Genomic DNA, 11,899 nt, shown 5'->3' with positions numbered 1-11,899 from the left:
TTGAGACATTCTACACCAAGAATATCCTGTTAAATGAAGGTCTGCGAGCTTGGTTAGCTCCCGAAGACCAACCCCATCAAAACTTTAAATTCCCCGAGGAGGTATTGCCGCGTGGTAACGCTCTCTAATACATCTTTTGCCGGCGCAGGCCGCGATCTAGAATCATCCGGCTTCGCCTGGTGGGCAGGAAATGCCCGTCTCATCGAACTTTCCGGTAAACTGCTTGGCGCTCACGTCGCCCATGCCGGACTGATCGTCTTTTGGACTGGGGCAATGACTTTATTTGAAGTCGCCCACTTTAACATCGATAAGCCCATGTACGAACAGGGCTGTATTCTCCTTCCTCACCTCGCTACTTTAGGCTGGGGTGTCGGACCCGGTGGCGAAGTCATCAATACATTCCCTTATTTTGTTGTTGGCGTACTGCATATCATTTCCTCAGCCGTTCTTGGCTTGGGCGGTATTTATCACGCCATTCGCGGACCTGAAGTTTTAGAAGATTATTCTGATTTCTTCGGCTACGATTGGGCTGATAAAAACCAAATGACCAATATTATCGGCTATCACCTCATCCTGTTAGGTTGCGGTGCTTTGCTGTTGGTTTTTAAAGCCATGTTCTTTGGCGGTGTTTACGATAGTTGGGCTCCCGGTGGCGGCGATGTCCGAATTATCAGCAATCCAACTTTAAATCCTGCTGTCATTTTCGGGTACTTAATCAAAGCACCTTTTGGCGGCGAAGGTTGGATTGTCAGCGTCGATAATATGGAAGATATTATTGGCGGTCACGTCTGGATCGGACTGATTTGCATTGGCGGCGGTGTTTGGCACATTTTGACCAAGCCTTTCGCTTGGGCGCGTCGTGCCTTGATTTGGACGGGAGAGGCCTATCTGTCTTACAGCTTGGCTGCTGTATCTTTGATGGCTTTCATTGCCTCTTTCTATGTCTGGTTTAACAACACGGCTTATCCCAGCGAATTCTACGGACCCACCAACGCCGAAGCCTCTCAAGCTCAAGCGATGGTGTTCCTTGCTCGCGACCAAAGCCTCGGTGCAAATATTGGTTCTGCTCAAGGACCGACAGGTTTGGGTAAGTACCTGATGCGCTCTCCCACTGGAGAAATTATTTTTGGTGGCGAAACCATGCGTTTCTGGGATTTCCGAGGACCTTGGCTGGAGCCTTTACGCGGACCGAATGGCTTGGACTTAGACAAGCTCAGAAATGATATTCAGCCTTGGCAATTACGTCGTGCTGCTGAATACATGACTCATGCGCCGAACGGATCTATCAATTCGGTTGGTGGCATTATTACCGAGCCGAACTCGTTTAATTACGTTAACCCTCGTGCTTGGTTGGGAACTGCTCACTTTGTGTTAGGGTTCTTTTTCTTGATCGGACACTGGTGGCACGCTGGACGCGCTCGTGCGGCTGCGGCTGGTTTTGAGAAAGGAATCGAACGCGAAACCGAACCGGTTCTCTCTATGCCTGACCTCGACTAGAATTGAGGGATTAGAGCGATTCTAATTTGAGTAAAAAACTCCTGCCTTCGGGCGGGAGTTTTTGCTGCTAACAGTTAGTTATGCTTTTGTCAGACAAATTAATGTAATTGTTATGCTGAGATTAACCAACTGAGATTAATGCGATCGCCATGACTGTAACAACCTATCAATGGACAATCGAACGCTATCATCAAGCCATCGAAGCGGGAATCTTCGATCGCGAATTTGTGGAGTTATTAGAGGGAGAGATTATCGTTATGTCACCCGAACGAGAAACTCATGCTTATTACAATACCGCCGTTGCCGACGAATTGAGAAGATTATTGGGCGATCGCGTTCAAATTCGGGATGCAAAACCGATTATTCTTCCTAACAATTCCGAACCCATACCAGATATTACTATTGCGAAGCCGTTGGGTTTAGTTTATTTAGAACATCACCCCTATCCGGAAGATATTTTTTGCTTAATTGAATTTGCTAACACGACTTTAAGTAAGGATTTAGTGCGGAAAAAAGATATTTATAGCAATGCGGGAATACAAGAATATTGGGTAGTAGACCTCAAAAATTTGCGTTTGAAGGTGTTTCGAGATTTACACAATGGGAATTATGAGACAGAGTTAACGCTAACGGATGGTTGGGTTACACCGTTAGCATTTCCCGATGTTAGGGTTGAAGTTCGGCGATTGATGCGATCGCTTTGAATAGGAGGTGCGATCGCCGTCTCCATTGCGAAAGCGTAATAGTATAAAAGAATCTCTACTCTTTAAGAACCATGATCGTTACCCCAACAACTATTCCATTACCCGACCATACCCAGTTACCTTGCGAAGATGATACTTTTGTGAAAAACTTCCAAGAACACCCCCAAAGCATCCTCATTACCACATCCATTTGCCCTATATTGGCTCTCCTTCATCCTGACGGATGTTACGATATCGGGCAAGATTGCGGCATTTATTGGCAAGTTACCAACCCACCGCTTAAAGGTGTGGTATCTCCCGATTGGTTCTACGTTCCCAATATTCCGCCCTTATTGAATGGACAGATGAGACGCTCCTATGTCCTCTGGCAAGAGAGGATTCCTCCCGCGATCGTCTTGGAATTCGTTTCTGGGAATGGTGTCGAAGAACGCGATCGCGATGAAGGAGGCAAATTTTGGGTCTATGAAACCCAAATCCAAGCGGAATATTACGCAATCTATGAGGTACGACGGCGGCGAGTTGAAGTGTATTGCTTGGTTAACGGCAGTTACCAACTCGTGACCCCAAACAAACGGGGGCATTTCCCGATCGAATCATTAGGGGTCGAGTTAGGGATTTGGCAAGGGGTCTATCAAAATCGCGACCTCCCTTGGTTGCGGTGGTGGGATCGCGAGGGTAATTTGCTACTGGCTGCTGAGGAACGTGCAGAACAACAAGCCCTACGGGCAGAACGAGCCGAATTAGGAGAACAACAAGCCCGAGAACAAGCTGAACGATTACGGCAATTGCTCATTGAAAATGGCATCGATCCCGATGCGGTTTAGTGCCAGTTCTCCTTAATTGCTGGATTAAAGGAGTATTCAGCAAGGAACAAATTGATAATCTCAAAACGGCGATCGCCTATCCCGTAAAGTTCTCTACTCTTTCAGCAAAGCGGAGTTTGGCAGAACGAGAACGGGGATTATTTTGGATTTCTTCAGATTGGGCAGTAATTGGTTTTTTAGTAATAACTTTGAGTAAATTGGAATTGCGAAAACTGTGTTTGACGATGCGATCTTCTAAACTATGAAAGCTAATTATACCAATTATTCCACCAATTGTCAACCATTCGGGAGCAATTTCTATTAATTTTTCTAAGGATTCTAATTCAGTATTAACGGCAATTCGCAAGGCTTGAAAAGTTCGCGTTGCGGGATGAATTTTAGCGTGGCGATATTTAGCAGGGACGGCGTAATAAATAAGTTCTGCTAGTTCTTTGGTTGTTTGTAAAGGGCGTTTTTCAACAATATGTCTGGCAATGCGTCGAGAGAGTCTTTCTTCTCCATATTGATAGATAAGATTAGCCAGTTCTTTTTCCGATCGCCGATTAACAATTTCGGCAGCAGTTAAGGATTGACGGGTATCCATTCGCATATCTAAGGCTGCATCTTGTTGAAAACTAAAACCCCGATCGCCATCGTCGAATTGAGGAGAACTTACTCCTAGATCGGCAATGATTCCGTCAAATTTAAGATTGAGAGGACGATAATTGGCAAAATTTCCTTGCCAAAACTGCACGCTTTGGGGTAACTTTGATTTGGCTGCGGCGATCGCATTCTCGTCGCGATCGATGGCAGTTAGCTTAACATTGGCTGCAGCTTGTAAAATCAGATGGCTGTGTCCTCCTCCTCCCACTGTTGTATCTAAATAATGCCCTCCACTTTGAATATTTAAGCCCGCAATTAATTCTTGCTGTAAAACGGGGATATGATGAAATGAAGAATCTGGCATTGCTATCTTTTCGTTTGGTTTCTTGTTACTTTACCTTAATAATGACAAAATCAACAATAACAAAATCTTGAAACATGGCGCGATCGCGTTTATGATAAAAAAAGTTACAGAAATTAATATTCTTGTTTTACACTTCTTATTTTACACTATGTTTGATTTACTTGATGATGCTTTGGAGAAAAACGCTTACATCCTGTTTAAGGCAGGACAAGCACTATTTGCGCTGACTCATAAAGAGATAGCCAGTCAAGTTCGTCAGTGGTTTTTTCCTTCCCTTGAGAAGCAAACTCAATCTCTTTCTCCCGAAGCCCTACAATTATTGAAAGAGTACCGCGATCGCTTAATAGAAATAGACTGGAAAGATTATCGAGAAGGCATTTATCCGATTGAGATTTTGTTTGATAATGATGTAGAAGAATTTTTAAAAGCATACTTTTTTGTTTGGCAAGATCATCCGCAAACATGGCAGCGTGTTAATAGCAAGAAATTTAAAGATTTTGCCCCTGAAATTGCCAAAAAAGAACCAGAATATCCTCAATATTACTTTCAAAATTTCCATTTTCAAACCGATGGTTATCTCAGCGATCGCTCTGCGGAAATTTACGATTTGCAGGTAGAATTGCTCTTTAATGGGGCAGCAGATGCCATGCGACGGCGAATTCTCGCCCCTTTAAAAGCGGGAATTATTGACAAGCGGGGGAGTATTTTAGATATTGCTTGTGGAACCGGGCGATCGCTACAATTTATCCAAGCTGCATTCCCACAAATGTCGCTTTATGGTATCGATCTATCAGAACCTTATTTGCAAAAGGCTGAACAAAGACTGGGTAAAACTGTTAATTTAAAAAGAGGTCAAGGTGAAAAATTACCTTATCCCGATGCGTTTTTTAGCGCAGTTACATCAACTTTTACCTTCCATGAATTACCTCGATCCATTCGCAAACAAATTATTGCAGAATGCGATCGCGTCTTAAAACCGGGTGGAATTCTTGTTCTTTGTGATAGCTTACAAGCGGAAGATATTCCAGAGTTTGATCTTGTTTTAAGCAATTTTGCCAGTATATTTCACGAGCCATATTACAGCGATTATGTGCGAGATGATTTAAGTAATTGTTTAAAAGAAACAGGTTTTCAAAATGTAGAAATACAGTTACACTGGTTGAGTAAATATTGGATTGCCTGTAAACCCTAGAGAATTCAATATTTTTAGACTATACGTGGGAGATATATCTTTTGTCTGAGGAAAATTCTCATTATAATTCAACAATTTTACAAGAATTTATGGCTGGAACAAGAGCTATTTTTCCTCTTGTTATTGGTGCAATTCCTTTTGGCATTATTTTCGGTACGCTTGCCAAAAGTAGCGGGCTTTCTTTTTGGGGAACAATGGGACTTTCTGTATTTGTTTTTGCAGGTTCTTCTCAGTTTATTGCGTTGGGGCTTTTAGCTTCTCAAACCAGTTTATATTTGATAATTCTGACCACATTTGTTGTCAATTTACGCCATTTACTTTATGCAGTCAGTTTGATTCCTCATGTTAAACATTTATCGCAACGCTGGAAAATTCCGATTGGTTTTTTACTGACAGATGAAGCCTTTGCTGTCGCCATTAATCGTTACAATCAAAACGATCGCTCTCCTGACAAACATTGGTATTATTTAGGAGCAGCGCTTTTTATGTATGCAAATTGGCTACTGTGTACATTTCTGGGTTTAACCATTGGTCAATTAATTCCCAATGCTGCTAAATGGGGTTTAGATTTTGCTATGAGCGTTACGTTTATTGGTATGATTATTCCTTATATTCAAAATCGTCCTATGCTTGCTACTATTTTAGTAACAAGTTGTGTATCTTTACTCAGCTATTCTCTTCCTCATAAACTGGGATTAATCATGGCTGCTTTTGCGGGAATTATGGCTGGAATGTGTGTCGATCGCCTCAAGAGTTATCAATAATTAAAAAAATGGAATTTTATTTAGTTTTAGGGATGAGTTTGGTTACTTTTGGTATTCGTTATACTGTTTTGGGTGCCAGTGATCGCATTAAACTTCCTCCAATTGTCATTGAAGCCTTACGCTATATTCCTCCGGCGATCCTCACGGCAATTGTTGTCCCAGAAGTCCTAATTCCTGATGGTAATACTATTGAGTTTAATTATACTAATGCTCGACTTGTTGGGGCGATCGCGGCGATCGCGATCGCCTATTGGCGAAAAAATCTCTTACTCACTATTGTTGTCGGAATGTTAACTTTTTTTACTTGGCAATGGGCGATCGGCAATTAATTCCTTGTATTTTGCAAATTGTTCGCTTTATCAATTTGGAAATGGCTGGGAATAATGATAATATTAAAATCAATATGATAGGACTATTTAACGAATCATAAAAATGGCGATCGCAGCTTCGATACAACCTGAATTTTACTCGGTTTTTTCTCCTGATAAGATTGAGGAAATTGTTCATTATCTCGACACTGAAAAAGAAATTCCCTTTAAGTTTTTCTATCAGGGAAATATGGTCAAAGAATGGGAAGAATTTAATGAGGCTCAAGAAAAAGCGAGATTGAGTAGTGCGAAAACTGATGATAAGTTTCTCAAAAATGTTTGTATTCATCTCTTTCAAGCAGAATCCGACTGCGATCGCTGGAATATTGTCGATATTGGGGCTGCAAATCCTCTCTTGGTTAAAAAATTAGTAGGGACTTTTCTAGATTCAGATATTCTCAATTCTTACATTGCTTTAGATATTAGTCAAGGGATTCTCGATCTATCCCATTCTCAACTCACAGAGTGGTTTCCTAATCTGAATTGGCAAGGACATCTTTGGGATTTTGAAAAGGAGATTATCCCCACTATTGTAGCAGAAAAGAGACAGGCTCGCACTTCAGAACAAATCAATAATTTATACTTATATATCGGCGGTACATTTTGTAATGTTAAAGATCGAATTAATGTCTTAAAAAATATCGCCGAGAGAATGTTACCTTCAGAATGGCTCTGTGTTAGTTTTGGCGTTGATTTTATTGGCGCTAAAAATAAAGAATTTGAGGTTGAAACTCATATTTCTGCGGCAGCTTGTCGTTATGTTATCGAACTTTTGGGAATTGACCCCAATGATGTACAAATTGTGGGCTATTTTGATGAAAAATGGGGAGGTTATAAAACTGATATTCTCTTTCAACAAGATTATTGTTTTGAATTCAAGCTAAAAAACTCCCAGAAAATAGTGCAGTTTAATCAAGGCGATCGCATTAATATTTATCGGTTCTTTTCCTATGCTATTGAAAGCGATACAAGTTGTCCTGCTATCTTTGAGGATTTTCAGAAAGCTGGACTGGAAATCATTTCTTATCGCATTGAAGCACTACTTTCCCGTGTAATGATTGTTTGTCAGCTAATAACATAATAGGTGTTTTTGAGGGTGCATCTCAGCCATCTCAGTTTTGCAAAAATACTCAATACCGATAGATTTACAAATTTGAGATGCTTTAAAAGAGCGATCGCCATCGATAATTGAGAATCTCTAACTTATTTCCAATAACACCTTCAAAACTCCCCGTTGTTTAGCGCGATCGATCGCTTCTACTCCCTTCTCCAAAGGATAGCGTGCTTGAATCAAAGAAGTTACGTCTACTTTCTCCTGTTCGAGTAATTTTAAGGCTTTAGCAAACGGACCGCAACGAGAACCGATCAGGGTGATTTCATCGACAACTAAAACAGAGGCATCTAAAGTAAGCCGATCGGCATAGGTACTTTTAAGCACTAAAATCCCCCTCGGACTTAAAGCACGACGGGCAATATCAAACCCCTCGGGATTTCCCGTACACTCTACCGCAAGATCGAAACTGCGCCAGGTAATGGCATCTATCAAACCCGTTTTAATGCCGCGATCGCCTAAATTGGCCAACTTTTCCTCATGTCGTCCCACCACCAGAAGATCGCACCCAGTCAGCGCCAAAGTTTGTGCCACCAATTGACCTAACTTACCATCCCCCACCACAAGAACGCGATCGCCTTCCTTCACCCTAACCTGTTCTTGGATTTCCAAAGCGGCGGCTAGGGGTTCGACGAAGGTGGCTGCATCCGTCGAAACATGGTCGGGTACGGGATGCAAATTAACAGCCGGTAAAGCCAAATAATCCGCAAATGCGCCATGGCGATTCACAATACCGAGAACGCTGCGATTTTCGCAATGGGTGGGAATGCCGCGACGACATAACGAACATTGACCGCAAGCTGCGTTAATCTCTCCCACAACTCGCCGTCCTTGTAACGCTTCCCCACCTTCCTCCACAACCCCGACAAATTCGTGACCCAAAATACCCGTATAAGGATAATAACCGCGAATTAACTCCAAATCCGTATTGCAAATTCCCGCCCGCAAAACCCTCACTAAGGCTTCATTTTCAAGAGGCTGAGGCGGGGGAATATTTGCCCTTAACTCGAGGCGATCGCCTTCCAACCAAAGTCCTTTCATAGTTCTTATTTTATAGTTCTTATTTTTTGCATATTTGTTTTGTATGGAGGTAAGCGGACTCGAACCGCTGACATCCTGCTTGCAAAGCAGGCGCTCTACCAACTGAGCTATACCCCCTTGTTGTCTGCTATTTATAAGCACTTTTGCTATTATACACAATATTCGGTATTTGTGCCGAAAAAAACAAGAAAAGTTTTATCTTGCGATCGCCATTTCCCTGCAAACCGCTATGACTCTGATTATTGCTACGTTTTACAAGTTTGTTCCCCTGCCAGATTATCGGGAAAAACAACGCGAAATTCTTGCCTTTTGCCAACAACAGGAAATTAAGGGAACAATTTTACTGGCAACGGAAGGCATTAACGGCACGATCGCGGGACCTCGCGAGGCGATCGCGGTAATCTTGGCATTTTTGCAAAGCGATCGCCGTTTTGCAAATGTAGAATATAAGGAATCTCAAACGGAAACACCGCCTTTTGAACGGTTGAAAGTGCGCTTAAAATCAGAAATTGTTACTTTTGGTGTTCCCGATGCCGATCCTGGCGATCGCGTTGGTACTTATATTCCTCCGCAACGATGGAATGAACTCATTAACGATCCTGAAGTTACGGTCATTGATACCCGTAATGATTATGAAGTTGAGATCGGTACTTTTAAAGGTGCGGAAAATCCTCAAACCCACTCTTTTCGCGAATTTCCTGATTATGTTCGCACCCATCTCGATCCCAAAAAACATCAAAAAGTGGCCATGTTTTGTACGGGGGGAATTCGCTGCGAAAAAGCGACGGCATACCTTTTACAACAAGGATTTTCTGAAGTTTATCACCTCAAAGGTGGCATCCTGAAATATTTAGCAGAAATTCCGGCTGAAGAGAGTTTATGGGAAGGAGAATGCTTTGTTTTTGACGATCGCGTTGCGGTTCAACATGGCTTAGAAGAGGGACAATATGAATTATGTCGCAGTTGCGGTCATCCGATTTCCCAGGCTGATAAAGACTCATCCTCTTATCAAGAAGGAATTTCTTGTCCTCATTGTTTTCACACTTTAACCGAAGCAAAGCGATCGCGGCAACAAGAACGGCAAAGACAATGGCAACAAAAACACAAAAATTAGTCCCAAAAAAAGCACGCAATTTGCGTGCTTTTCAGGATTGAATCACCAGAAAATTAGATATCTTTCTCTTCAATTACCTTATCAATTAAGCCATATTCTAAGGCTTCATGAGCAGACATAAAGAAATCGCGATCGGTATCTTTTTCGATCTTGTCGATCGCCTGACCCGTTCGTTCTGCCATAATTTCGTTTAATTGTCGCTTAATTCGCAAGATTTCTTTAGCTTCAATTTCGATATCTGTGGCTTGTCGGCGACCTTGAATTCCTCCTAACGGTTGGTGAATCATAATGCGAGAATGGGGCAGTGCTAAACGCTTTCCTTTCGTTCCAGCCGTTAGTAAAAAAGCTCCCATTGAAGCCGCTAAACCAACGCAAAGAGTGACAACTTCCGATTTGATATGCTGCATAGTATCAAAAATTGCCATGCCTGCGGTTACGGAACCCCCAGGGGAATTAATGTACAAATAAATGGGCTTATTTTGGTCTTCTGAATCGAGATACAGCATAACCGCAATAATCTGATTCGCCAAGCTGTCATTAACACCGCGACCTAAGAAAATAATCCGTTCGCGATAGAGGCGATCGTAAATATTGATCCAGTCACTATAGGGTTGACCGGGAATTTGATAAGGAACTCTGGGAACACCAATAGGCATGATAAAAATCGCAAATAAAGAACATTAACAAAACACAGCAAATGAACCTAAACTAAGGGAGTGCTGGAACGGGAGTCGGAAGATCTTTGCGACTTGCCAAAACTTTATCGATCAGACCGTATTCTAGAGCTTGTTGTGGGGTAAGATAAAGCATTCGATCTGTATCTTTGCTCAGTTTTTCAACTGTTTGCCCTGTATTTTTAGCAAAAATTTCTAAGATTGCTTGTTTATTGGCTAACACCTCTTTGGCGCGAATTTGAATATCTGAGGCTTGACCTTGCGCTCCCTGACGGGGTTGGTGCATAATAATTGTCGCATTGGGTAAACTGGCACGACAACCTTTATTACCTGAAGAGAGAATCATCGCTGCGGTTCCCATGGCCTGACCAATACAGATGGTATGAATGGCAGGTTTGATGTAGTTCATGGTGTCACAAATTGCGAAGGCTTCTGTTTCAAAACCGATCGCATCTCCTCCATACCAAGAAGTCCCTGTGGAATTGATATACATATAAATGGGTTTATCGGGATCGTCAAATTGCAAGAATAGCAGTTGGGCGATAATTAATTCGGTAACATCCAGTCCCATCTGTTCTTTATATTCGTCTGGGGAAACAAGAGGTAATCCCAAATAAACAATTCTTTCTTTGAGTAACAAAGAGGGTAAATCTGGAGGAGGGGTGCGATAATTTGTATCTCCTCGATAAGGCGCTTGTACGGCTCGGATCGGTTGGTTCATAATTGTGTTAGGTTAACAAATTGGCAAGTTTTTCTTGCTTGGGCTGGGCGGGAAAAAACCAGAGAGTTTGACCCGAGCGCCAACGGCTATTTATTGATTTTAACTTATAAAATGAAGGTAGAGTGCTGAAACTGTCTCTTGATTGGAGGGTTGACTATGAATTCGCCGCAACAACCGAACCTTTTGGCGATCGCCGCGTTTCTTCTCATTTGGGGCTGGTGTTTGCCTCTGAAGGCGCAATTCTTCCCCGATCGCCCAGATTTCTTTGAGGATGGTTACGATCAATTGGAGAGGGAAATTCAAACCCTGCAAGAGTCTTCACCTGCTAATTCTGTCCTGACGATTAATTCTGGCAAGCTACAATGGCGTAAATTGGTCGATCGAGAGGGAAATTTTAGCGTTTGGATGCCTGGGGGAGAAATTGCCCAAAAAGGTCGGGAAATCCCTACCTTTCTGGGTATGTTAAATTTTAGGGGATTTTATGCCGAGCAATCGGAGTCTCGTTTTCTGGTTTACTCTTCTCAATCCTTGCGATCGCTTTCCTCTTCCGATACGGAAATATTACTCACTCAGTTGCGCGATCGCCTTGTTGGAGATAGGGGTATAACTCCCACTCGCGAGGCTGAAATTGCCCTCGGAGACTATCCTGGCCGCGAATTAAGCTGGATGGAAGACCAGGAAACAATGACAGTGCGCTTTTATCAGGGACGCGATCGCATTTATATTTTAGAAGTCACTTTACAAGACGAAATCAACTTTTCCTCAGCCCGACAAACCTTTTTTGATTCTTTTGAATTGCCCTAGCATATTCAAGAAAAATAATACCTTTTCGTAATAAAATTTAAATTCAACAACCCCAACGCAAGGCGATGGGGATTGAGGGAGAAACCTTGATTTAAACCGTTGAATACTGCATAGAGTTTCAGCTTGGAACGCACTCTCG

13 protein-coding genes, 1 tRNA gene and 1 pseudogene are annotated in these 11,899 nt (G+C 42.3%); 10 read left to right on the top strand and 5 right to left on the bottom strand.

Features of this window, described 5'->3' with window-relative positions; all coding sequences use genetic code 11:
- The 4 genes and pseudogenes from JUI58_RS03845 to JUI58_RS03830 all read left to right on the top strand — a co-directional run.
- Positions 1-128: pseudogene (locus JUI58_RS03845) on the top strand (photosystem II D2 protein (photosystem q(a) protein)); the annotation flags it as partial.
- Positions 112-1,497, top strand: a complete 1,386-nt coding sequence (psbC, locus tag JUI58_RS03840) for a photosystem II reaction center protein CP43 (RefSeq protein WP_204102423.1) — start codon at positions 112-114, stop codon at positions 1,495-1,497. The pseudogene JUI58_RS03845 and the gene psbC, both read left to right, overlap by 17 nt.
- Positions 1,498-1,646: 149 nt before the next feature.
- Positions 1,647-2,201 carry a Uma2 family endonuclease gene (locus JUI58_RS03835; protein ID WP_204102422.1) on the top strand — a complete coding sequence of 185 codons (555 nt, stop codon included), beginning with the start codon at positions 1,647-1,649 and terminating at the stop codon, positions 2,199-2,201.
- A gap of 71 nt (positions 2,202-2,272) precedes the next feature.
- Positions 2,273-3,025 carry a Uma2 family endonuclease gene (locus JUI58_RS03830; protein WP_204102421.1) on the top strand — a complete coding sequence of 251 codons (753 nt, stop codon included), beginning with the start codon at positions 2,273-2,275 and terminating at the stop codon, positions 3,023-3,025.
- 76 nt (positions 3,026-3,101) lie between these two features.
- Here the strand turns inward: JUI58_RS03830 and rsmH are convergent, their stop codons facing one another.
- Positions 3,102-3,971, bottom strand: a complete 870-nt coding sequence (rsmH, locus tag JUI58_RS03825; RefSeq protein WP_204102420.1) for a 16S rRNA (cytosine(1402)-N(4))-methyltransferase RsmH — start codon at positions 3,969-3,971, stop codon at positions 3,102-3,104.
- A 91-nt stretch (positions 3,972-4,062) separates the two neighbouring features.
- On the opposite strand from rsmH, the gene JUI58_RS03820 reads away from it, so the two are divergent.
- The 4 genes from JUI58_RS03820 (at position 4,063) to JUI58_RS03805 (ending at position 7,376) form a co-directional block, all read left to right on the top strand.
- Positions 4,063-5,163: a class I SAM-dependent methyltransferase gene (locus tag JUI58_RS03820; protein WP_204102419.1), complete on the top strand. Its 1,101-nt coding sequence runs from the start codon at positions 4,063-4,065 to the stop codon at positions 5,161-5,163.
- Positions 5,164-5,252: 89 nt separating this feature from the next.
- Entirely contained in the window at positions 5,253-5,927 is a 675-nt protein-coding gene (locus JUI58_RS03815) for an AzlC family ABC transporter permease (RefSeq protein WP_348539829.1), read from the top strand.
- A gap of 8 nt (positions 5,928-5,935) precedes the next feature.
- On the top strand, positions 5,936-6,256 hold the full coding sequence (locus JUI58_RS03810; protein WP_204102417.1) for an AzlD domain-containing protein: 321 nt from the start codon (positions 5,936-5,938) through the stop codon (positions 6,254-6,256).
- Between the two features lie 103 nt (positions 6,257-6,359).
- On the top strand, positions 6,360-7,376 hold the full coding sequence (locus tag JUI58_RS03805; RefSeq protein WP_204102416.1) for an L-histidine N(alpha)-methyltransferase: 1,017 nt from the start codon (positions 6,360-6,362) through the stop codon (positions 7,374-7,376).
- Between the two features lie 117 nt (positions 7,377-7,493).
- On the opposite strand, the gene JUI58_RS03800 is transcribed toward JUI58_RS03805, so the two are convergent.
- Together JUI58_RS03800 and JUI58_RS03795 are read right to left on the bottom strand one after the other, a co-directional pair.
- Positions 7,494-8,447 carry an alcohol dehydrogenase catalytic domain-containing protein gene (locus JUI58_RS03800; RefSeq protein ID WP_204102415.1) on the bottom strand — a complete coding sequence of 318 codons (954 nt, stop codon included), beginning with the start codon at positions 8,445-8,447 and terminating at the stop codon, positions 7,494-7,496.
- Positions 8,448-8,491: 44 nt separating this feature from the next.
- Positions 8,492-8,564: transfer RNA gene (locus JUI58_RS03795), tRNA-Ala, on the bottom strand.
- A gap of 112 nt (positions 8,565-8,676) precedes the next feature.
- Here JUI58_RS03795 and JUI58_RS03790 point away from each other — a divergent pair.
- A complete protein-coding gene (locus JUI58_RS03790; RefSeq protein ID WP_204102424.1) occupies positions 8,677-9,561 on the top strand; it encodes a rhodanese-related sulfurtransferase in 885 nt (294 codons plus the stop codon).
- Positions 9,562-9,614: 53 nt separating this feature from the next.
- On the opposite strand, the gene JUI58_RS03785 is transcribed toward JUI58_RS03790, so the two are convergent.
- Positions 9,615-10,217, bottom strand: coding sequence for an ATP-dependent Clp protease proteolytic subunit (locus JUI58_RS03785; protein WP_204102414.1), 603 nt, complete (start codon positions 10,215-10,217; stop codon positions 9,615-9,617).
- A 52-nt stretch (positions 10,218-10,269) separates the two neighbouring features.
- Positions 10,270-10,956 (bottom strand): ATP-dependent Clp protease proteolytic subunit, encoded by a 687-nt coding sequence (locus JUI58_RS03780; protein WP_204102413.1) that lies wholly within the window; start codon positions 10,954-10,956, stop codon positions 10,270-10,272.
- Positions 10,957-11,112: 156 nt separating this feature from the next.
- On the opposite strand from JUI58_RS03780, the gene JUI58_RS03775 reads away from it, so the two are divergent.
- A complete protein-coding gene (locus JUI58_RS03775) occupies positions 11,113-11,760 on the top strand; it encodes a hypothetical protein (protein ID WP_204102412.1) in 648 nt (215 codons plus the stop codon).
- The last annotated feature ends 139 nt before the right edge of the window (positions 11,761-11,899 follow it).

The sequence above is a fragment of the Spirulina sp. CCY15215 genome, assembly GCF_016888125.1.
In the GTDB taxonomy this organism is placed as follows: domain Bacteria; phylum Cyanobacteriota; class Cyanobacteriia; order Cyanobacteriales; family Spirulinaceae; genus CCY15215.
This window is presented reverse-complemented; position numbering and strand designations above follow the sequence as displayed.

Excerpts from the sequence above, each read along its gene's own strand:
- JUI58_RS03835 (WP_204102422.1), top strand. The coding sequence starts at position 1,647 with ATGACTGTAACAACCTATCAATGGACAATCGAACGCTATCATCAAGCC.
- JUI58_RS03830 (WP_204102421.1), top strand. The coding sequence starts at position 2,273 with ATGATCGTTACCCCAACAACTATTCCATTACCCGACCATACCCAGTTA.
- JUI58_RS03820 (WP_204102419.1), top strand. The coding sequence starts at position 4,063 with ATGATAAAAAAAGTTACAGAAATTAATATTCTTGTTTTACACTTCTTA.
- JUI58_RS03780 (WP_204102413.1), bottom strand. The coding sequence starts at position 10,956 with ATGAACCAACCGATCCGAGCCGTACAAGCGCCTTATCGAGGAGATACA.
- JUI58_RS03785 (WP_204102414.1), bottom strand. The coding sequence starts at position 10,217 with ATGCCTATTGGTGTTCCCAGAGTTCCTTATCAAATTCCCGGTCAACCC.
- JUI58_RS03815 (WP_348539829.1), top strand. The coding sequence starts at position 5,253 with ATGGCTGGAACAAGAGCTATTTTTCCTCTTGTTATTGGTGCAATTCCT.
- JUI58_RS03810 (WP_204102417.1), top strand. The coding sequence starts at position 5,936 with ATGGAATTTTATTTAGTTTTAGGGATGAGTTTGGTTACTTTTGGTATT.
- JUI58_RS03775 (WP_204102412.1), top strand. The coding sequence starts at position 11,113 with ATGAATTCGCCGCAACAACCGAACCTTTTGGCGATCGCCGCGTTTCTT.
- JUI58_RS03790 (WP_204102424.1), top strand. The coding sequence starts at position 8,677 with ATGACTCTGATTATTGCTACGTTTTACAAGTTTGTTCCCCTGCCAGAT.
- rsmH (WP_204102420.1), bottom strand. The coding sequence starts at position 3,971 with ATGCCAGATTCTTCATTTCATCATATCCCCGTTTTACAGCAAGAATTA.
- JUI58_RS03800 (WP_204102415.1), bottom strand. The coding sequence starts at position 8,447 with ATGAAAGGACTTTGGTTGGAAGGCGATCGCCTCGAGTTAAGGGCAAAT.
- JUI58_RS03805 (WP_204102416.1), top strand. The coding sequence starts at position 6,360 with ATGGCGATCGCAGCTTCGATACAACCTGAATTTTACTCGGTTTTTTCT.